The following is a 22433-nucleotide window of genomic DNA, read 5'->3' on the forward strand; positions in this document are numbered from 1 at the left end:
TGCCAGTACCTTGAAACAGCAACAGATCTTAATCGACAAGCTATTTGTTAGCATTATCGACTAAAGATTTCGCTAAACAACAAAATTTGATTTAAAGCGTAAATGCTACACAATAATGCTGCAACCCCTTAATTTTATATACAAATAATTTAACTACCCAAAATCAAAATTTAAATACTATTTTTATGAAATAGCTTTAGTTTAAATAGGGTCTAATTGGGTAAGTGGCGAAGTTATGGCTTTATCTTAGAGTTGATATGTCGTTGCTTAATATCTCTTAGTATTTTTTCTTAAGCCAATATTCCACTTATATGGAGTTAATATGTCAGATCAATTATCAATGCCAATGCAAAAAAAGCTGCAATGGTCCCTACTATCACTGCGTTTAGGCGTATTTATTGTCATGCTAATGTGGACATTAGATAAATTCGTCAACCCTGGCCACGGCGCAGCTATATTTGAAAAGTTCTATGGTCTACCCAGTGTCAGTGCTAATTTGTTTTATGTATTAGGTATTGCCCAGCTAATTTTAGTGCTGGCTTTTGTGATTGGTTATAAAAAAAGGCTGACTTACGGCATTATTTTGCTGATGCACGCTGGGTCAACTTTCTCTAGTTATAAGCAGTATCTTGATGGCTTTAATAATCTATTATTTTTTGCCGCTTGGCCTATGTTGGCTGCGTGTTTAACTTTGTATTTACTGCGTGATGCCGATACTAAATTGACAGTGAGTTAAGCTGGTTAACTAACTTACTTTTGACGCCGAAACGGTAAACTGAGCAAGTAGCCTAAGCCGCTATTTTGCTCTGGTTTTTGGTATTGCACTAAGCCGATATCTAATTCTTGATCTATTTTAGTGGCGGTTTTGCGATAGCTGCCAAATAGTTTATCCCACACCGTTAAATTAAAACTGTAGTTACTATTGGTTTCTTCTGGCCGTTGGCTGTGGTGAATGCGGTGCATTTTTTTGGTGACGATGATAGCAAATTTACTTGGGGTAATTAAGTTAGATATAGTGTTCTAATTACTTTTTTTGTGGCAATTTTCATGCTTTTTTCTAGTAAAATTTCGTTATACTGCACTCTTTAACGGTTACCATTCTGATCAGTAATCGCTTGTTATCTGGTACTACCTTCAATATGCTTTTATAAAAACAAGCTGCAAATAAAAGGAATAGAATGGGCTCTTTTTTCTTAAACTCAGCCACTGGATTAATACTTTGCGCTAGCTGTATTTTTTTCTCGCTACTAATGTACCAATCAAATCGTGATACACCAGGCACAGCATACTGGTCTGCAGGTACGGCATTATTTGCAAGCGGTTTATTATTTCTTAGTTGGCAGAGCTCAACTCCTGCTTGGGTTAGCATTGTTTTGGCTAATCTATTTTTGCTATTAGGTATGCTTTTTGAGCTCACGGGTACACTGCTGTTTTTTAATAAAAAACCTATTTGGTGGCCGTTACTCACAAGTATTCTCTTGATTAGTTTAGGGCTGCTGTATTTTACCTATATCCAGCCTGATAATAATTCGCGAATTATAATTTTCAGTTTGGCTTATGTGGCGTTTAAAAGCTCAGTTCTCTTTGTATTACATCTAAATAGAGGTTTACACTTTCGCGTAGCTATGCGCCTGTTTAATGCCACTATAGGTTTGGGACTGGTTGTGATGAGTTATCGTGCCGCTATTACGTATTATCCTGAGTATTTAGGTGGTGATAAGATCATAAAATTAATTCATCAACTTGTTGCTGGCTTACCCTTTTTTATTTGCTGCGCCATGTTATTAGGCTTTTTTTTACTGTGTAATGAACGTCAACTGCTTAGTATTAAAAAGCTACAGCAACTTGCACTTCAGCAAGCGGAAAACAAAAAAAACTACTCGCATTTTTAAGTCACGAATTTCGCACTCCGTTAAACGCCATTGTAGGAAAAGCCCAGCTTTTGGCCAAGCAACTAACCGATCCTATAGCGCAATATGATTGCCAATTAATTGCTGATGCAGGGAAATCACTGTCATTAATTAACCAGCAAATTTTACGCCAAGCAGAAGTGGATCATAGCGGCATCAATGATAATACAGCAGAAACAATAGAATTAAGATTTTGGCTTAGTCGCTTTATTGATACGTATCAACACTTAGCTACAACTAAAGGCTTAACATTAACTCATTCAGTCACGTCAACAGCGCCTAAATGGATCGAGATCAATAGCACAGCGTTACGTCAAATACTGACAAATTTATTAGCTAATGCTATTAAATATAGTGATACAGGCGAAATTGATATTACTATCGAACCCACTGATATAAGCGGAGAATACCGTTTTATGATTAGTGATCAAGGAGTAGGCATTCATGAACAAGCGCAACAACATGCTTTAAAACCCTTTAATCGGGCTTGGCAAAGCTTACAGCAAGAAGGATCTGGGCTAGGTTTAGCTTTAACCCAACAGTTATTGCATAACATGGGGGCAGAGCTCAATTTTACCAGCAAGGTTGGCGAAGGTAGCTGTTTTTATTTTACTCTGCAGTTAGTTCCGGCTAAAGCAAAAAAGTTAAATCATGCAGTTAATAACCATTTAAAAAATCACAGCCTTCATATTTTAGTGGTTGAAGATATACCCTTAAATCAGCAAGTAATATCTGGCATGCTTAATTACTTATCCATTAAGCACACTATAGCAGCTACCTTGGGCCAAGCTGCACAGTTACTAAAAAACCAATTTTTTGATTTACTACTACTAGATCTTAATTTACCCGACGGTAATGGACTTGATTTTTTTACTACTATGAAAAAAAACAATCTGCTGTTACCAGATACTTGTATCGTCACTGCTAATATCATATTAGAAACTGAGCAGGCCTGTTTAGAGGCAGGTGTAAAAGCACTATTGCATAAACCAATTGAGCTGGAAAAGTTACAACAAGTACTAAACCAATTAGTTAACACTAAACCTATTTTTGACCGCATTCAGTTCTGGCAGCTCGCTCGTTTTATACCAAACGCTAAATTAAAACAGCAACTTGAAACATTGGATAATGATTTTTCTATCATTTTACAACAACTTAGCTGTGGAGATGTTAGCCAAAATAAAGCTTTAGTGCACAAACTCGCAGGAAAGGCTGCCACATTAGGTATGGCAAAATTTGCCCATCTCTGTGATAAGCTCGAACAAAGTAATACCGACCCTTATTACTATCTGCCGCAACTGCAGCAACTGTGTAACCAAGCAACATTAATACTTAGACAAGAAATAAGCGAAGACTTATGAATAATAAACAAATTTTAATAGTAGAAGACGACAACTGGTTGTGTGATGGGCTAGTTAATTTTCTACAACAGTCTAATTTTAAGGTATTGGCAGCTAATGACTTACTATCAGCACGAGCCATAGTGAAACAAGCTGCTGTTACCGCTTTAGATATAGTGGTTTGTGATATTGGTTTACCTGATGGTTCGGGTTTAAGCCTACTGGATGAATTACGCCATAGCGATACCGGAACAATTTTAATTTCGGCCAGTAATTCTGAACAAGCCCGTATCGATGGCCTGCAAGCCGGTGCGGATGATTATATATGTAAACCTATTAACCCAGATGAACTTTTACTACGCATAAAAGCTCTACTGCGCAGAATAAGGCCTCAAGTTGAACCTTCTTCTGATTTATGTTTTCTTAATTATCGGCTTAATTTAGAAAGTCGGCAATTACATCAGCATCAACACCGCTGTGTACTTAGCATTAATGAACATCAGTTATTATTAATATTAATCGCCCATAAAGGGAAAACTGTTACTCGTGAGACCATAGCCAACTCGCTTGACATAAACAGTCATTATACCCAAGGTAGAGCATTAGATATTTTAGTATCACGGCTGCGAAATAAAATGCAGTTTAACGAAAATAGCCCCTCAGCCATTATTACCCATAGAGGGAAGGGCTACATGTTAATTGATAGGTTTTAATCTTTCTTACTAACCCTATACTGCAAATTATGCAGTATAGGGTAGATATAAAGAGATCCTATAACAATTATTTCAGGCGTTTACTTACCAGTACTCGGCAACGCCATACCAACACTAAACTCATAAATACTATAAACAGAGTACCTATTGAGCCACTAGAGCGTGGCTTCACTTCATCTGGTGTTTCTGGCGGCAGCGGTTTAGTGGCATTTACCACCGCTAATACACCAGGATCTTGAATAACACCATTCGTCTTAACATCATTATCGTTAGGTCCACCATCTTGAAGAGTTAAACGAATACAAGCATGGCCTGCTGTCAACCCTGACTGCCACACATCTGACGATACTGCTGGACACTGCTTATTGGCATCCGTTGCTGCACTTTCAATGATATTGCTAGCATTAACCACAAAGTTCTGCCAGCGGCCATTTACATATTTGCGCCATACTGCGTCCGACATAATTTGTTGGCCAACGGGTAAGCTAATAACAACCGGCACAGACTCGCCTGGTACACTTAACTCAGTAATATTAAAGTTAACCATCACACCCTGATGCGTGTAACCTGCGTCTTCAGCTAATGCTTTACCTAATGCTGCACCAAATTGCATATTGTCCCAAGACTCTGCCATTGACCACTCACCCAGTGTAAGTTGATACAATTCGCTGCTAGCAATATAACCGCCTTGCTCTGCTAACTGACATTGCTCAACCCGAAGACTATCACCCACTGGGCATACAGGTAAGCGCTGTGGTTGCTCACTGGCTAATACCGATGAAGGTAAACCGTTTTTGCTGTAACAATTATTTTCAATACAGTGACTTATAATTTGTAAGGTTAATAAATATTGACCTTGCTGACCATTAGCTTCGCTAACATTTACCAATACTTTATGTACACCGGTAGATACACTTGCAGGGTTAAATGTCAACTGATAGCCATCTGCACTAATATCTAAACTCTCACTGCTCCAGCTATAATTAACATTATCAGCATTTAGTACCAGTGCAGATAATGTCACATCCCCTCCCTCTTGGTTAATCACCACCGTTTCATACCCCTGCTGGGTGGCTATTGCTTTTACGGCAAGTGCAATAGGCGTTTTTTGTAACTGCAACTGATGCCGTTTTGGCGTACCGTTAAGTGCCCCTTCTACCTCATCTAACACAAACTCGGTATCGGCGTTTACGGCAACTGAATAGACATACTGTCTGTAATCAGTCACTAATAAACTGACCTTTTTGCTCTCTGCACCTTGTGAGGTCAGCTTAGCCGTTACTGGATAGTAGGCTGGCTCATCACTTAACCATAATTTCACATTGGCAGTGCTGTCTGTATTTACCGGCTGCGCGCTGCTGGCAAAGGCTAGGTAAGGTGCAATGGTTATCTCTACAGGAATATTTTCACCTGAAATCACATCACGGAACATCAGGATATAGTGTCCGGTGCGCTTGGCCGTAAACTGGTACTGAGCATTGTCATCCTTGCTCAGTAAAGCAAGCGCAGCCTCTAACTCTAATTCGGTTTCAATATTCGCTCGTATTATGCTCGCACTGGCTAGTTCCTTGTCACCTGCACCACCATTAATACTAAATTCAATCATGCTACCCGTGCTAACTGGCGTGTTTAGCTCTCCGTACACTGCACTAGTTGGATAAGTGCTTACCTGCACATCACACTCTGCGGTAATCGCAGCAGTAATAATATTATCTCCTGAACGGGCGGCACCACAACTGCCGTCAATATTTACTATGGTATCTAACTCAAGCACAGTCAGGGCAAACACTGCGGTGTTACCGTGATCAATTTGCTGAGTCGCTGGGAGAATAGCGCCATTCCCAGTTAAGGTTGCCGTTACTGTGTAGCTTTTCTGCTGCCATTGAGCCGTTACGGTAACATCAGTTGCAGGCATTATGATTGGTAATTCGGGGCTCCAACCGGCAAAGGCATAACCTTCTCGTGTTGGCGCAGCTGGGGCGGTAATGACACTGGCAAACTTGGCATTAATCGCAGCAACTTCCGAACCGCCGGCACTGTCAAAGCTTAAGGTATAACTATTGGTGGTCCAGTTTGCCGTAAGCGTTAGGTTGTTCGCTGGCATGGCTGTTGGTATCGCTGGGCTCCAACCAGCAAAGGCATAACCTTCCCGTGTTGGCGCAGCTGGGGCAGTAATGGCACTAGCAAACTTGGCATTAATCGCCTTAACTTCTGATCCACCGGCGCTATCAAAGCTTAAGGTATAGCTGTTCGCTGTCCACTGTGCGATCACAGTAGTATTTTCCGCTGGCATGGTCGTTGGCACCGCTGGGCTCCAACCGGCGAAGCTATAGCCGGTACGGGTTGGGTTCGCTGGTGCGGTAATGGCGCTACCATAATTAGCCGTAATCTCTTCAACCCCTGAGCCACCAGCTAGATCAAAAGTAAGTGTATAGCTATTTATTTTAAAGGTAGCGTCAACGGTACAGGCATTACTTATTGCGCCAGTAGTATAAGTGTTTATCTCAGTTAGTGAGCCATCGCAACCCGTTACAGTATCAATAGCATAGCCTAGGTTGGGTGTTACAGTGAAGTTTGTAGTGGAACCTTGGCTAACTTCTTTTGAGGGCGGAGAAATGCTTCCATTATCACCTGCTATTGCATTAACGATATGTTTTGGAAATTTTAAAACCAATGCAGCTGGATTATTCGCACTATCAATACTCCCGCTAGAACTATAAGTCGACCCTACTCTACTCCAAGCGGTAGTACCAGCATTGCGACCATTTTTAACATTTGACAAGATAACTTTAACGAGTGAATTGGCCGGAACTGCGCCGATAGAGATTGAAGCTTCACCAACAGTAAGCCTAGAAGATGTAACATCTTTTGGAACTCCGTCTACAGTAACTGATATTGAAGCATCTGTTGGATTCCAAACTGGTGCAAAAGATATTTTCCCATAAAAAACTCGATCACTTGAATTTAAAGCAGTAATAGTTTTGTATTGAAAAGTATATGTGACATTTTCAGCGCTGGGTAAGTAACTCGACGCCTCCCAAAAAAAATCCTCTAAATCAGCAGCGTGCACTAAAGCAGATAAGCCAGCAACCACAAGTATTAGCAATAACCAACAACTTTTAATAATTTTTTTAATCATAACAACTCTGAATATAGTATGAACATTGTAATATGATATCTAATTACAACACTGCAAAGTCAGAGTTTTGTAACGCTGTGTAACAGTTAGGGTTTCTGACGCCGAAACGGTAAACTGAGCAAGTAGCCTAAGCCGCTATTTTGCTCTGGTTTTTGGTATTGCACTAAGCCGATATCTAATTCTTGATCCGTTTTAGTCGCGGTTTTGCGATAGCTGCCAAATAGTTTATCCCACACCGTTAAATTAAAACTGTAGTTACTATTGGTTTCTTCTGGCCGTTGGCTGTGGTGAATGCGGTGCATTTGCTGGGTGACGATAATTTGCCTAAGCGGCCATTCAATTCGGGCCGGTAAGCGAATATTGCTGTGGTTAAAGATAGCACTGGCATTAAGAATAATCTCAAATAGCATTATGGCCAGCGCGGGTGCTCCTAGTAGCAGCACTGCGACTAGTTTTACGCCATAACTGAGTAAAATCTCTAGTGGGTGAAAACGCAGGCCACTAGTGCTATCAATATGCGGATCGGCATGATGAATTTGATGCAAGCGCCATAGCCACGGTATTTGATGAAATAGCCGATGTTGCCAATAAATAATCATATCGAACATCACAATCGCCAACAGCACCTTAACCGAAAAGGATAAGTCGATTAAGTACAAAGCACCTATATCGTGCTGCTGAGCCCAACCTGCTATTGCCACTAAACTTATGGGTGCGAGTAAGCGCAATAATACTGAGCCCGACAGCAGCATTAATAAATTAGTCCGCCAACGGCGTGGCCGGCCTACCGGATCAGTTCGCGCCGGTGCTATAGCTTCCCACGCCATCATCAGCAGCATCACGCCGACAAATACACCTAAGCGATATAAAGACTCATGTTCCAGCATACTGTTATTCAACATGGTCAAATTGTTTTAGGGTGTTAAAGCCGCCTATTACTCGAGTTATAATAGTAATACAGGCTGCGGCAGCAAACACTAAGGCTAATATCACAAAATGTTGGGGCCAAAGACAAAAAGCGATAAATAACAATATAGTTTCGCTGCCTTCGGTTAAGCCATGCAAATAATAAAAACTTTTATGCGCAAATTGCGGGCGGGTTAATTGATAACGTTCGGCAGGAATAGCAAAAGCTAAAAAGCTAGAGGCAGTGCCAATAAAGCTAGCTAATAATACCGCAGCCGCTAAGGCGTTTTGTTCAGGATTAGCCAAGGCAAAACCTAATGGTACGGCGGCATAAAATAAAAAGTCTAAACTAATATCTAAATACCCTCCTGCTGCCGAGCTGCTGTTTTGCCATCGCGCCAGCGCACCATCAAGGCCATCGAGAATGCGATTTAATATAATCATAACTAATGCCGCATAATAGTATTCAAAAGCCAGTAGCGGTAACGCTAACATACCTATTGCAAAACCAACCACAGTAAGCTGATTAGGTGTTAACTGCCAGCGTGATAACTGCTTCACTATAGGTATTAATAACGGTTTAATTAACGGTGTTATGTAGACATCTAACATGGTTGCTCCGCCTTAAAATCAGTTAATTTAACTACATGACCTAAAGCCGGAATATCGGCCGCATCATGGGTGACTAATACGGCTGGGATTGCCGCTTGGCGAATATAAGCAAACACTAATTCTCGTACTTCTTGGCGCAAAGTGCTATCGAGTTTAGAAAAGGGCTCATCCAGCAACAGCGCTTTAGGCTCGGACTGCATCAGCCGTAATAGCGCCACTCTCGCTTGCTGACCACCCGATAAACTTTGCGGATGCCTATCAGCCATGTTGGCTAACCCAACGCTTTGCAATGCCTGCTGTATGCGCTCTGCCCGCTCAGCGGCTTTAAAGCGCCTAGGCATAGCAAAGCTAATATTAGCCGCCACCGTTAAATGCGGAAATAATAACGGATCTTGCAGTAGCAAGCCCATTTTGCGCTGATGGGCGGCAAAGTCAGTGATATTTTGGCCATTGAGCCACAATTGCCCGCTAGCGTTAAATTCTGGCGCCAACAAACCGGCTAACCAATTTAATAAGCTAGATTTGCCACTGCCCGATGGCCCCATCAGGGTTAAAATTTCGCCAGCATTAATCGTTGCTGTTAACGCTAATAACGGCTGTTGCTGAGTGGCTAGCTGTAAAGATTTAATTTCCAGCATAACTTACACTGTTATGTTGCTTAGTTTTAAAAACGAGTTTCATTCGGCTCTCTCTTTTTTTTCTCTTTGTCTTTACTCATGGTGTTAGCCGTGATGTTAGCGGTAGCTTTACTGTTAACTTTACTATTAACTTTACTATTAACTTTACTATTAACTTTACTATTAACTTTACTATTAACTTTACTATTAGCGATAAAACTAGCAGCTTGTTTAGGATGATACAGCAAGCGACTGCACCAATATGCCAACATAAAGCCTAGTGCCGGCATTAGTATTTGTAATAAAGCGTACACGGCAACTAAGCGACGACTACCGCCATTAGCCAACGCCACTGCTTCGGTGGTCACAGTAGGCACCCGTCCAGCTCCGGTTAATAAAGTCGGTAAGTACTGACCAAAACTGACCGCCAAGCCAATCGCTATTGCTAGCATGATGGGGGAAAACAACAAAGGTAATTTTAGCTTAAAAAACACAGCGGCTGGGCTTAGACCCAAGCCTGCGCCAACCTTAGCCCAACGCGGATCTAAATAACGATAACTGCCAGCCAATGCCAGAAACATATACGGCAGAACAAACACCGTATGACTGGCGATCACTGTTGCCATACCTGGCGAGATTGCTAGTTGCTCTTGCAACCAAACCAGACCAAATAAGAATGCCACCGCCGGTACAATAAGCGGCAAATAAATTACCGCTTGGCTAAACCAAGATAACTGGCGTTGGCGCAACTGCTCAGCTTCCAGGGTGGCCAGACTTAGCACTAGGGCTAGCGCACTGGCAGCCAGCGCCACCAACAAAGCATTTGCCAAGGGTAAACGGATAAACATTAACGCACTGTGCCAATGTTGCAGCTGCATGCTTTGTGGCCATAAGTCAGGATATGACCAATACCCTGCCACCGACCACAGCAGTAATCCGGCTATAGCCAGCAGCATGAATAGGGTTATAACGCTAACGATTAACCAGCCAGTATACTGCCAATATTTATCGCCATAGCTACGCCGTCCATTGGCTAACCAGCGGTGGCTCAACCAGCTTATGCCGGTCTCGGTTAACCAAAATCCAGCAATAATCACCAGCACTAACAGCAATTGCAGTACAGCGCCAGCCGAGGCCATAAAGCGGTTTGCTAAATCGACATCATTAAACCATTGCACTATGGCGACCGCCAACGTCGGCGGGCCAGAAGGCCCTAAAATAAGCGCAACTTCAACATTAGCGCAGCTATACACCAGCACGGCATATAAAGGCAAACGCAGCTTAGGATAGAGCTGAGGCAGTACAATTTTAAAAAAGGCCGTTATTCGCTGATAGCCAAAACTTTGTGCCAAGCGAAACTGGGCGGGTAAATTGGTATTGGTCAGGGCTGCCAGCGCCATGACTAATAAAAAAGGTAACTCTTTTAACGCCAGTGCCAAGACAATGCTTAAACCAGCAGCGTCATTGGGCCATAACCAGTCTGGTGGTGCAGTCCAGCCCATGCCGGCATGAGCGAATAAGCGGCTAAACAAACCCGACGGCGTTAATAAAAAAGCGATAGCAATGGCCGCGCTGGCATGCGGTATCACCAATAATGGGCTTAATACTCGTAACAACCGCTTAAGCATGTTGCTGGCGTAAAAGCACGCCAGTAATACTATCGTTGCAGCAAAGGCTAATAGCGTACTTACTATACCGCTAAAGGCGCTTAAACCTAACATAGCTAACAGCCCTGGCTGTTGCCACAACTGCTGCCAAGCCTGCAGGTTTAACTGCTCTCCTCCTAACGCGGGTAACCAACCAAAGGCCGGTAATAGTACGCCAACTAAGCCACCGATAACCGGTAATATTAACAAGCCTAGCAGCAACCAAGGTGCCAGTTTAATGCTGTTCAAGTACCAGTTTATGTTGTTAAAACGCCAAGTTTGCTTGCTCATGGCTGGACACCAAAACGATGCAGCCAAGCATCGGCTAAGGCGCGGCTCCAGCTCGGGTGTGGTTCAGCCAATGCTTTCGATTGCTCCGTTCCTGCTAACGCGGCGGGATGATCCGGTTGTGCTGTTTGCCACTGTTGTGCTAGCTCAGGGGGTAAAGTGGTGCTATCTAGCACCGTATAATCGCCCCATACCGCCAATTGCTGTTTATGCCACTGCGCTTGCGCTGACAGTAAATAATTCGCCACTAGCTTAGCACCGCTACTATGCTTGGCATTAAACGGGATCGCGATAAAATGGACATTACTTAAACTGCCATCTTGCATAGCATAACTGCGCGTTGTCGGGGGTAAATCAAAGCGTTGCACGGCTGCTGGTACGCTAGCGGGGGCAAAGGTAAAGGCCAATTGCAGTTCTTCATCACTGACTAAGCGCATCAGTTCGCTGCCTGTTGTCGGGAAATGCCGACCTTTTCGCCACAGTTGCGGGTGTAGTTGGCCTAAATAATGCCAAACAGGTTCTGATAACTGAGCAAAGCTCTCTGCTGTTACCGCTTGATATAATCTAGGATCTTGTTGATTGAGGACCAGCAATAATTGCTTTAAAAAACTCACGCCTAAGAAATCCGGCGGACGTGGATAACTAAAACGGCCTGGGTGACGTTGGCTAAATTGCAGTAAAGTAGTTAAATCTTGCGGCGGCTCAGTGACATAGCGACTGTTGTAATAAAAAACTAATCGAGACTGGCCCCAAGGTGCTTCCATGCCTAAAGTTGGCAAGCCAAAATCTAAGCGCATTTGCGGATTGGCATCGGCATTGACTAAAACAAAATTAGGTAAGCTTTCTGCCCAGTCGGGCTGTAACAGCTTTTGCTGTTGCAAGCTGGCAAAGTTCTCACCATTGATCCAAACAAGATCAACACTACCCTGTTGTGCATTCCCTGCCGCTTTTTCAGCTAAAATTCGGCTTACCGCTTCAGATGTATCGGCTAACTTAACATGATGTAACCGAATATTATATTGCTGCAACACTTGCTTAGCCACCCACTGGATATAGAGGTTAACCTGCGGATCACCACCCCAAGCATGCCAATAGACATCCTGTCCTTGGCCCTGTTCCAGTACGCTTGGCCAAGCCATAACCGCCTCGCTATCAGCACTGACAACACTGCTGGCCCCGCCGTTAAACGGCAACCACATCATACTGAGTAATAACCAAGTTGCTAGCTCACGGTTTATACGCATTTAATCGCCAATCATAGTCAAGGTACTTAACGCTGACAGAGCCATCGCGCAACGTCTGTTGCTGTTGTGGTGTCAAGCCCATAGCCGCACTGTAACGCAGTATAAAAGCCATTAAGCTATTAGTTTGCTGCCAGTTTTGTTGGAAATCTGCAGCGTACCATTTAAAAATAGCCGACAAATACAAGGTGTTATCTGCATAATAATTACGGCTTGAGTCGGCTAAAAACCGTTCGGTTTGCTGCTCTAACTGCGCATCCAGCTGTTCGGCAGTATAGGCTTCTTCCCGCAGTGCCGGACAGCCTATACTGGCGCAGTTAACGGCAAAATGGATCCGTGGCTCGGCAAAACCTTGTTTACCACGGATCAGGTCATGTTCAATCTGATCTAACGATAGCGTATTACCAAACAACGGGATAAAACGTTTCTTCCAAGGCGATTGCCAAAAGCTGCCAATGTCTTTAATCGATTCCAGCTTAGGATACTGGCTAAGCACCAGCTCCAACGTCCAGCCATTATAGGCATTTAATAAAAAAGCCAATCGCTCAGCTTGCGGCCAACTATCAAAAGTGGCGCGTTCTACAGCTGACAAGCTTGCTAAATAGGCTTTTAGCTGTTGCCGCTGTTGTTGCAGCAACAGGTAGTTAACTTCAGTACTGTGCCCTGTCGCCACCGTAACTACTGACTTATGCAGTAACTGGTCAAAGGCTTGATGATCGAATGCTAACACTCGATTACCGGTTAAACTGGCCAATATGAGCAATATTAAAGCAAATTTATACATAACCTTACCTTATTAACTTTACCTTAAGAGCTTGTCGTATGCTCTTTAAGCATGGCTTTTCAATGTCAGCTTATAAACGCCACTGGTGATACTTTTCTAATAGCGCCAATATCCACTGTGGTGCATGCTGGCGTTTCCATTCGCCTGCCACATATTTATTGGCTTCTGCCCAAGTAGGATAACTATGGATAGTGCCAAGGATCTTATTCAGACCTAAGTCATACTTCATCGCTAACACAAATTCAGCAATAATATCGCCAGCATGCTCAGCCACTATAGTCACGCCAAGGATCTTATCTTTACCCGGTTTAGTTAGCACCTTAACAAAGCCCTCAGCTGCGCCTTCCGTGATAGCACGATCTAAATCGCTAATATCATACCGCGTAACTTCATAGCTAATACCTTGCTGTATCGCATCTTGCTCACTTAAGCCGACTCTAGCTACTTCAGGAGCAATAAAGGTGGTCCAAGGTATAACCCGATAATCGACCTTAAACTTTTTAAACTGGCCAAATAAGGCATTTACAGCAGCATACCAAGCTTGGTGGGCGGCGACATGAGTAAACTGATAAGGCCCCACTACATCGCCGGCGGCAAATATATTCGGTAATAAGGTTTCTAAATATTGATTGGTTTGCACCGTACGATTGGTTTCAATCCCCAGTTGCTCTAAGCCATAGCCTTCAAGCCTTGCTGAGCGACCAACAGCACAAATAAGCTGATCAAACTCTATCGCCAGCTCTGCGCCTTGATGTTCAACAATCAGAAATTTTCCTTCACCCCGCTGTTCACAGCGCAGTGCTTTATGGTCGGTTAACACCTTGACACCACTATCCGTTAGCGCCTCTTGAGCAAAAGCCGAGACTTCAATATCTTCTTTTATCATCAGCCGATCAGCCATTTCCACTTGGGTTACCGCACTGCCCAAGCGGGCAAAGCTTTGCGCTAACTCACAGCCAATAGGGCCACCGCCTAATACTAACAACTTTGCCGGCGCCTGCTCTAAGTTGGCAAACTGCTGCCATAACGTATCACTAGTGACATAACCGACCTGCTCTAGCCCCGGTAAGGGTGGCACGAACGGCTTTGCCCCGGTAGCAATGATAATGCTGCGCGCTGTTAATTTCTGCACTTGGCCATCAGCTAGGGTAATTTGCACCGTCCAAGGGTCAAGCAGCTTGGCATAGCCCTGCACAACGTCGACCCCTAGCTTGGTATAACGTTCTACACTGTCATGCGGTGCTATATCAGCAATAATGTTATGCACTCTGGCCATTAGATGTTTAAACGAGAAGTTTAGGCTTTGTGAACCTTCGCTTTTTAAACCCTGTTGTTTTAATCCAAAAGCCTCTGCATGCTGCATCATATGCGCCACCTTAGCGCTTTTGATTAATGCCTTGCTAGGAACACAACCAAAATTCAGGCAATCTCCGCCCATTTTATGGCCTTCAATCAGGGTGACTTTAGCTTTTACTACAGCGGCAATATAACTGCTGACTAGGCCAGCAGCACCCGCGCCGATAACAATAAGGTTACGATCAAACTGTTTTGGTTTTTGCCATTGGGCGTAGCGACGACGCTTATTAATGCTATTGATAATGGCTTTGGCCAACCAAGGGAAAATACCCAGTAAAGCAAAAGACACTAGCATTTGAAAAGATAAAATACCGGCTAAGCTTTCCAATTGCGCCAGCTGAGTACCGGCATTAACATAAACAATAGTACCCGCCAACATGCCTAGCTGACTGACCCAATAAAATGTCCGGGCTTTAATGGCCGTTAAGCCCATCAAAATATTAATGACAAAAAACGGAAACAGCGGCACTAAGCGCAAAGTAAACAGATAAAAAGCACCATCGCGGGCCATGCCGTCGTCTATAGCTTTTAAGCGCTGACTAAACTTTTGTTGCAAGGTGCTGCGTAATAAATACCGCGCCACCAAAAATGCCAGTGTGGCGCCTATGCTGGAGGCAAACGACACCAGCAGCAAGCCTTGCCATAAGCCAAATAAGGCCCCTGCCGCTAAGGTTAATATCACTGCTCCGGGTAACGATAGCGCCGTTACCAGCACATAAAACACAAAGAAACCGCCCGCGACTAACCAAGGCGCACTATCTCGCCATTGGCTAAATTCTGCTAACCCTTGTTTTAGGCCGGTAAAGGTTAATAATTGATGCAAGTCGAAGTAAAAGAAACTCCCTGCTAGCGCCAATAACAGCAGTAAAATAAAGCCTTTTTTATACATGATATATCCCGTTGAATTCTATTGTGCTACTGGTTTAAAATTGATAACTCGCCGTTAATTTGACGTGCCTAGGTAGCTCCGGAAAGACTAAGGTTGAGCCAAAATAGCCGCCTTCAAATACTGGTCGCCAATTTTGTTGATCGGTTAAGTTAAACACATCCAGTCGCAGCAACAATTGCGGACTAAGCTGATAACTACTGTTGAGATTAAGGTGATATTGATCGCGAATAAGCACCGTGGCCAAAAAATCTAGCGGATAACTTTTGGTATAAACACCTGAGAGTCCCAGTTGCCACAGCTCGGTAAACTGATAGCCTAAGTTTAGTGACACCATGTTAGAGGGTATACCCTGTACTCGCGTATTTGACGGTGCAAACACAGTAAAATTAGGCGCCCCTATGCCCGTGCCGGCTATAATGTCGGGTCGTGAATTATCAAAGGCATCGGCCACTTGGCGACTATCTTGAAAACTGGCGGAGTTATCATAACGGGCATCTAAATAGCTATAAGCCAGATTTAGCCAATAACGCTCGGCAGCATAATAGACTTGCGCCTCAACACCTGACGTGCGGATACCGCTATTGCTACCGTCACGATTACGCAAGCTACGGCGCTGATTAAACACAGCCGCATCGGCATACCAATTACTGTCTGCGGGATCATACTTAATGCCGGTTTCGACTAAGGTGTTTTCAGTCGCAAAATTAAGCGGATTAATGTGATTATCCGAGCCCAGTACCGTGCCACCAGCCATACTATTTGCTGTTGCCTCATTGTAATTGCCGCTGACATAGAGCACTAAATCGGGCTGCAATTTATAATTTACGCTTAACATAACGCTAGATAGCAGATCGGAATGGCTATCTTTGGCAGCAACTTGGCCTGTTGGGGCTATGGGATCGGCAGCCGTTACATCGTACTGATCAACTCTTAAACCCAGCACCGTACTTAAATTATCGCTCCATTGACTATCATGTTGCACAAAAAGTCCGGTTTGCCAGCTAGTCGAGTCAGTGGTATCCGACAAGGAATAATCTCCTATACCGTCATTATTAATATCGTATTGGCCACCTGGTGAAACAAATACGTCTGGCCGGATCTGAATTAAACGAGCTTGCTGCTCTGGGGTTAACGGAATGCGCCGATGTTGCAGTGATGCTGTTAAATCAATCGGCAAATCGGCTTCAGTAGTAAACTGACTATAACCTAGTACCTTGTTGTAGCGAACATTTACGCCAAAAGTTGTTTCTTGCTGACCCTGCCATTGATATTGCAGCTCTAAGCGATTTTCAAAGGTATCGGCACCGTCAATAATTTCAACAAAGCTGTTGCCAGCGATTTCCTCACGGCTTAAATGTTGAAAGTAGCTTAGATTGCGTAATAACCACTGTTGATTTAGCTGCTGCCGGTACTCACTGTGTAACAAGTAAGTATTAGCGTGATTAATATCGTTTGGATCGGTTAGCACTCTATTTCGTGGAATAACCACTTGTCCCGTTGGCGAAATAACGGCATTAGCACCTGGCACTTGGCTGCCATTTGGCTGCCGGCCTTGGCCAGTTATATACAGGCCTGAATCAATAAGGGCCTGAGTGGGCCTATTAATGCCGGCAATGTCAGTAAAGTCTACTTGATAATATTCAGCACTCAGATCCCAGCGGGTATCGGCATTTAACTGCCAGCGACCGCTAATGTAAGCACTGGTACTGCGGTGATGGCTAAAGTCGTAAAAGCTATCGTTATCAATCAGCTCGACACTGACTCTAACCCCAGCGACATCATCCAATAACGGCTGGTTAATATCAATTTGGCCACGATACTGCTGCCACTCGCCGGCCGATAAAGTAAGTTGTTGGCTAGCCTGCTGCAACGAGGCCTTCTTACTTACCAAGTTAACAAAACCACCGTTACGCTGGGTGCTACCCAAGATTACCGGCGGTGGGCCTTTAACCACATCCATTTGCTCAATAGCATTAAAGGATAAGGGAATGCCCAAGCCATTATTGCCCACTTGACGCCGCATGCCATTTTCAAATAACTCGCCCAATTGACCACGTAAACTGGGTAAGCTTGGCGCACCAAAACCTGACGCCGCATAGCTATTTGGCGTTAAGGTTAAAATATCTTGTAATGAAGTAATGGCATACTGCTGCATCATTTGCTCGGTTATCACTGTTACCGAGCGCGCAATATCTATTAAAGCTTTATCGTCGCCAAAGCTGCCACTAACGCGGGCATACTTAGGTGAGTGGCCATCCTTTTTTAAGGTGACACCTTTTATCTCAATAGTTTCAATCGCGCTTGGCTCAGTCTCGGCTTTTATTTCTACTGCAACCGCAACATCAGACCAAGTTATGCTGGCTAGTAATACAGCAACCATAAATGAATTTGCTATAAATGCCGTTGCCACAAACGACTGCCGTGATAAACGCAAGATGATATCCCTATTAAGTAACGTGCTTAATTAATAAAGAACTGATAGCGGTGATTATTATTTCAATCTTTTAAAATATAGTGACTAAATAAGCTTACGAACTGACAAAACCGGCTTTTTGAGAGTAAATCTCTGATAAATAAAAGATGAAAATATGATAAATATGCGTTGAGAGTCTTTTGTGTAAATAAGAGCTACACAACAGATTGTTCAATTAAAAATAGCTGTTACTATCAAGCACTAATAGTTAACAACTTTAAATTTCGCGACTAAAAACTAGTCATTTACTCCGACAAAACGATGTTAAAGTCGGTATGCTAAATAATTAAAAGAATAGTTTAATAATGGCTAAGAATAGGGAAATTACAATGTTAAAAAAGTTATTACTCATGGCGGTATTCCTGTTTGTTTCGTCTATAGCCTCAGCCAATATCTGCTTTAATAGTAATGAGTTATATAATCCTATTTGCGCTGAATATAAATATGCTGATCTATCTCTCTACTTTTTAGATCAACAGAGCACTGAGCACAAAGTTGATATTAAACTTATTTTTCAAAAAGTTGATGATGAGTTAATGCATGTAGATTATGATTTTGTCATTAACTGTGCCAGTGCATGCAATAATGCGGATTTAAAAGTACAAGATGCCCTATGGGCTTTTAGAGAAGCAGTTTTAGATGATTCGTTTTACATCAAAGTTGCTAATGAAGACACAAAAGATAATGCCTTGAGTACCCGTAATGAGTATGTAGAAACAGTCTCGATTACCAGTAATATCCAACAGGTAATACAGCAGAGCCAGAATGGCCAACAACTAATGCAAGATATGGCAAAAGCCACTACTCAACCTATTTTAGTGCAAATAGTGAACAAGCAAAGCGATAATGCTTTAGTCTGCATGGCGACAGAGAATGGCTGTGAAGTGCTTATAGACGATGGCATAGTAACTGAAAACTTCGTCAATTTTGAAATGACATATAATAACAATGATGGCATCGAGCGCCCATTACGACGCTTTTTACAACGTTCTTATCACATGGACAACTTCTCGAGTTGCTCACAGACCTCGGATTGCCTATCAGCCGCTGAATGTAAATTCGAGTTTAGCTGTATTAAACATTAAACTTAACGCATATCTATAAACAAAAATGGCGCTTAATTGCGCCATTTTCTTTTTTTATAACTTGCTAAACCAATTTTGTACTACGCTATAAAACAGCTAATTAACCAAACAGCCAATTCAACCGAGCACCATATACTTTAATAACACGATTAGTATTATCTGCTGCGGCCATAAAGTCGCTGTTAACAATAGCTTCAGCATCACCTGCCTGATAGCGGTGTTTGATATTCAACAAGGTTACACTTATGTATCTAAGGAAATAATTTAACCAGCAGTGGTAACAACTTAATTGTGGTCTCTATTATTGGTTTACCCACCTCCCCCATCGCCGCTGCGGCCTCTTTAATGCCTTCCAAGCTCAGTTCATACCACTTACGACGAGGGACTTCACTAACAACCTCATTTGATAAAGCCTCAGCATCTTTCGCCATGACTTTAGTTTGAACAGGCATAGTTTGAGCCAGTAGCGTAATTTGTTTTAATAATTGCTGCATTAGCTCTGTTACTTCCGGGTTAGTTTCACTATTTTGTATAGCATTAAAACTATTTTGAATACTATCGGCGATAATCACAGGCGCAGAAATTTTTGCCCCAGCACCAATATTAATAATTTTGCTTTCCATAATTCCACCCTCACCAACATATACAGCTCCCTCTTCCATATGAAAATGGCGCTGAACACCTGCGAAAGAACGTGTATTGAAACGCTCTAATTTAGTACTAATTTGTCGACGTACCCCATCTAATCTCTGAGATAAATTCATTCGAGATGTTAGAAACTCAGAATCTGCCACTGCATCAAATGCTTTTAAAATTGCAGACTGATCTATACCTGCCCAATGTTTACGCTCAATTAACCTTGTTGCTTTATTAAAGTAGGCTTCTAACTTGTCACTATTATTATGTTCTGGACTATAAGTTAACGTGCCATTATCAAATTTATCTAGCATAGCAACTAACACTTCTTGTTCAGCATGTAGCCTTAATAAGCACAACCGTAAATTACGAATATCGGTTGTGCTAGATAATTTACCAAGACCTAATACCCACACACTAAGCGGCCCCCATGAGGTATATACACGACCAAACGCTAATTGCACATTACCTATTTGGTTTGAATCAACACGTATAAAACTTGTTGGCAAATCGGTAATCCAGTGTGTTTGGCACTCTACTAACACTATTGGTGCACCTAATCCAACCCGTTGCTGCCAATGACTATTCGGCTCTGTTTCAATCTGGCTGCTAGTAGCATGATGATAAAGTTTTGCTAATGCTTTTCCCTGCAACACTAACGGTTTTTTCGACTTAGAAGATTTAGGATCAAACCATTGTGGAACAACCGTATTCAGATTAGTTATATGCGCAATAAGTTCCATAGGATTAATATCAGGTAAATTTATTGTAGGGTCGGCTCCTTTTTCGATAATACTATCCCAGTGCTTCCAGCTTGTAGATTCATTTAACAAATTGTCACAGCTAAACCCGACCTCAAGTCGAACAACGGCCTCACCATCACTTAGCAAGCGGCGAAAAGCGCATTTAAGTTGTTTTTGCCAATCTGCAACTCCATTCGGTAAACGCACAAAACGAAGTGCACGATTTGCTAAACAAAAAGCGACTTCATCGGTCCACGCCCAATCTATACCACGATAACGCGGCATTGCAGGGCCAAAAGAACGGAGAAACTGGCAAGGAATACTGGTTTTAGGTGGCCAAGACGGCCTAATAAGGCGTTCACCGCCAGAGGTAAGAAATGGACGGAAGTCCGCAATTGGGAACTGCGCAACAACTAGCATCGTCCATTACCTCAATAATGATGCCCTGCTTGGATTAAACCTCCAGGGCGGTAGCAAGTTGTCAATTGCTATAGGCAAATTCGGCCAACCTACATTTCAAACAATAACCAATCGAAAGTCAGTTATTACTTAATTAGTGATAGGTTATAGATGCATATTTGTCAAACGACAGACCCCATCATCAACATAAACGTTTTTAAAAATCGGCGCTGATATCTGCATAGCAGCGTTACGACAGCTTATGAGTCAGAGTGTGTTATAAATATTTTTTAGAATATGGAGTAAAGTTTTTAACTGATTTGAAATTTAAAACAGCTAATTAACCAAACAGCCAACTCAACCGAGCACCATATACTTTACTAACACGATTAGTATTGTCGGCTGCTGCCTTAAAGTCACTATTAACAATTGCTTGCACATCGCCGGTAAGGTAAATATCAGGGGCTAAGGTATAACGTAAATACAACTCATACTGTTGGGTATCGCGCTGTGCGATACTCGCTGAGTTGCTTAAGCTGCTTGCCTCACTGGATAAATAAGCGCGTGCCATGCCTAATCCCAGCACATAATCACCCTGAGTGTATTGATAGCTTAACCCGGTAAAGGCCGCAGCACTGCTGACTTTTTCATTGGCAACACCTAAACGCATATTCCAAGCATGACGGCCAACTTGATAACCCGTTAGCATATACACACCGTAATTATCAGCATTGCTTTGGTTGCCATCTAGCGTGGTGTGGTCGGCGGTATTAGCCCAAGCGCCTAAACGCAACAGATACGCCTGACTGCGCCAAGAAATTGAAGTGGCAGCAAAGATGCCTTTATTGCCGTCATGAACCGATAACAGCTGGTTATAAGAACGCGTGCTATTGTCGGCTAAACCATTCGAGCTAGTGATAGCGGCTCGCAGTACCGGCCCTGCGGCTAAAGTATGTTCATACACGACACCCAAGGTATAGTCAGGAAATTCAATCACTGGGTTACCGGTAAAAAACGCGCCTAAAAACTGGGTGGCTTCGTCACTAGCAATACGGCTTTGTTCAAAAAAGCCCGACACATCCAACAACCCAACACTAAGCTGCTGGTTATTGTTAAACTGGTGCTGATAATAAAGTTCTGAGAGCTGTAACCGGCCTTTACCACTTTTAGTTAATGCCGACCCCGCATCAGTATTAGCCTCGGGTAAATTACTGGCTATGCCTTGTGGTTTAACCGTACTTGCCGCTTCGACATGAATAAGCCATCCGCCGCTCAACTGCTGTTTAGTTAACACAAGATCAGCCGATGCCGCTGTTTCGCTAGCAATATTTTGCTGGTTTGTTTGTTGATGCGTAAGCACAACCCCACCGCCAAGTTCCCAGTCTGTAGCTAGTGCTCGTCCAGAAACAGCTGAGACCGCTAAGCCAGCTAGGCTTACAAAAAGTAGTTTTTTAATCATTTATGTCTCAAAGGGGATAAATCAAGATAGGGGTATGGCGGTATTAGCACTGCGTTGCCGGGATTATATCTGATTGATTAACAACAGCGCTATAAATTTTGCATGGCAAGGATATATTTTATCAATGACTTAGCAGGAATGACTTAGTGAACACTCAGGGGAAGGCCTAATACGTTAGACCTACCCCATGAGTAAAG

The 22433-nt window shown here is 42.9% G+C and carries 19 protein-coding genes; 5 read left to right on the top strand and 14 right to left on the bottom strand.

The window, feature by feature from the left end; all coding sequences use genetic code 11:
* The first annotated feature begins 322 nt into the window (after nt 1-322).
* Nucleotides 323-736, top strand: a complete 414-nt coding sequence (locus BI198_RS11500) for a hypothetical protein (protein ID WP_070049673.1) — start codon at nt 323-325, stop codon at nt 734-736.
* 14 nt (nt 737-750) lie between these two features.
* Here BI198_RS11500 and BI198_RS11505 read toward each other — a convergent pair whose 3' ends face one another.
* The gene (locus BI198_RS11505) at nt 751-963 is read right to left on the bottom strand and encodes a sterol desaturase family protein (protein WP_070049674.1); all 213 of its coding nucleotides are present in this window, start codon (nt 961-963) and stop codon (nt 751-753) included.
* A gap of 94 nt (nt 964-1057) precedes the next feature.
* Entirely contained in the window at nt 1058-1417 is a 360-nt protein-coding gene (locus BI198_RS15950; RefSeq protein WP_141728874.1) for a hypothetical protein, read from the bottom strand.
* 247 nt (nt 1418-1664) lie between these two features.
* Here BI198_RS15950 and BI198_RS15955 point away from each other — a divergent pair, with 247 nt between their 5' ends.
* From BI198_RS15955 to BI198_RS11520, 3 genes are read left to right on the top strand one after another with little or no spacing between them, the layout of a single operon-like run.
* Nucleotides 1665-1892, top strand: coding sequence for a hypothetical protein (locus BI198_RS15955; protein WP_141728875.1), 228 nt, complete (start codon nt 1665-1667; stop codon nt 1890-1892).
* A 29-nt stretch (nt 1893-1921) separates the two neighbouring features.
* Complete coding sequence (locus BI198_RS11515) at nt 1922-3271, top strand: ATP-binding protein (RefSeq protein ID WP_235605380.1); 1350 nt, start codon at nt 1922-1924, stop codon at nt 3269-3271.
* Entirely contained in the window at nt 3268-3963 is a 696-nt protein-coding gene (locus tag BI198_RS11520; RefSeq protein ID WP_070049677.1) for a response regulator transcription factor, read from the top strand. The genes BI198_RS11515 and BI198_RS11520 overlap by 4 nt, the downstream gene beginning before the upstream one ends.
* A 67-nt stretch (nt 3964-4030) precedes the next feature.
* Here BI198_RS11520 and BI198_RS11525 read toward each other — a convergent pair whose 3' ends face one another.
* The 9 genes from BI198_RS11525 to BI198_RS11565 form a co-directional block, all read right to left on the bottom strand.
* Nucleotides 4031-7102, bottom strand: a complete 3072-nt coding sequence (locus BI198_RS11525) for an InlB B-repeat-containing protein (protein WP_070049678.1) — start codon at nt 7100-7102, stop codon at nt 4031-4033.
* Nucleotides 7103-7188: 86 nt separating this feature from the next.
* Nucleotides 7189-8004 carry a sterol desaturase family protein gene (locus tag BI198_RS11530; protein WP_201243487.1) on the bottom strand — a complete coding sequence of 272 codons (816 nt, stop codon included), beginning with the start codon at nt 8002-8004 and terminating at the stop codon, nt 7189-7191.
* On the bottom strand, nt 7994-8620 hold the full coding sequence (locus BI198_RS11535) for a CDP-alcohol phosphatidyltransferase family protein (protein WP_070049679.1): 627 nt from the start codon (nt 8618-8620) through the stop codon (nt 7994-7996). The genes BI198_RS11530 and BI198_RS11535 overlap by 11 nt, the downstream gene beginning before the upstream one ends.
* Complete coding sequence (locus BI198_RS11540) at nt 8614-9258, bottom strand: ATP-binding cassette domain-containing protein (protein ID WP_070049680.1); 645 nt, start codon at nt 9256-9258, stop codon at nt 8614-8616. Before BI198_RS11540 ends, BI198_RS11535 begins: the two co-directional genes overlap by 7 nt.
* Before the next feature lie 26 nt (nt 9259-9284).
* Complete coding sequence (locus BI198_RS11545; RefSeq protein ID WP_070049681.1) at nt 9285-11174, bottom strand: ABC transporter permease; 1890 nt, start codon at nt 11172-11174, stop codon at nt 9285-9287.
* Nucleotides 11171-12415: an ABC transporter substrate-binding protein gene (locus BI198_RS11550; RefSeq protein ID WP_070049682.1), complete on the bottom strand. Its 1245-nt coding sequence runs from the start codon at nt 12413-12415 to the stop codon at nt 11171-11173. The genes BI198_RS11545 and BI198_RS11550 overlap by 4 nt, the downstream gene beginning before the upstream one ends.
* A complete protein-coding gene (locus BI198_RS11555; RefSeq protein ID WP_070049683.1) occupies nt 12399-13196 on the bottom strand; it encodes a DUF547 domain-containing protein in 798 nt (265 codons plus the stop codon). The genes BI198_RS11550 and BI198_RS11555 overlap by 17 nt, the downstream gene beginning before the upstream one ends.
* A gap of 70 nt (nt 13197-13266) precedes the next feature.
* A complete protein-coding gene (locus BI198_RS11560; protein WP_070049684.1) occupies nt 13267-15441 on the bottom strand; it encodes an FAD-dependent oxidoreductase in 2175 nt (724 codons plus the stop codon).
* A gap of 34 nt (nt 15442-15475) precedes the next feature.
* Nucleotides 15476-17875: a TonB-dependent receptor gene (locus tag BI198_RS11565; protein ID WP_201243489.1), complete on the bottom strand. Its 2400-nt coding sequence runs from the start codon at nt 17873-17875 to the stop codon at nt 15476-15478.
* A 368-nt stretch (nt 17876-18243) separates the two neighbouring features.
* On the opposite strand from BI198_RS11565, the gene BI198_RS11570 reads away from it, so the two are divergent.
* The gene (locus tag BI198_RS11570) at nt 18244-18999 is read left to right on the top strand and encodes a hypothetical protein (protein WP_070049685.1); all 756 of its coding nucleotides are present in this window, start codon (nt 18244-18246) and stop codon (nt 18997-18999) included.
* A 100-nt stretch (nt 19000-19099) separates the two neighbouring features.
* Here the strand turns inward: BI198_RS11570 and BI198_RS16360 are convergent, their stop codons facing one another.
* The 3 genes from BI198_RS16360 to BI198_RS11580 all read right to left on the bottom strand — a co-directional run bounded on the left by BI198_RS16360 (nt 19100) and on the right by BI198_RS11580 (nt 22236).
* Nucleotides 19100-19234: a hypothetical protein gene (locus BI198_RS16360; protein WP_268793904.1), complete on the bottom strand. Its 135-nt coding sequence runs from the start codon at nt 19232-19234 to the stop codon at nt 19100-19102.
* A 16-nt stretch (nt 19235-19250) separates the two neighbouring features.
* Nucleotides 19251-20798 (bottom strand): hypothetical protein, encoded by a 1548-nt coding sequence (locus BI198_RS11575; protein WP_070049686.1) that lies wholly within the window; start codon nt 20796-20798, stop codon nt 19251-19253.
* Between the two features lie 319 nt (nt 20799-21117).
* Nucleotides 21118-22236 carry a carbohydrate porin gene (locus BI198_RS11580; protein WP_070049687.1) on the bottom strand — a complete coding sequence of 373 codons (1119 nt, stop codon included), beginning with the start codon at nt 22234-22236 and terminating at the stop codon, nt 21118-21120.
* Between the last annotated feature and the right edge of the window lie 197 nt (nt 22237-22433).

The sequence above is a fragment of the Rheinheimera salexigens genome, assembly GCF_001752395.1.
GTDB classification, from domain to species: Bacteria; Pseudomonadota; Gammaproteobacteria; order Enterobacterales; family Alteromonadaceae; genus Alishewanella; species Alishewanella salexigens.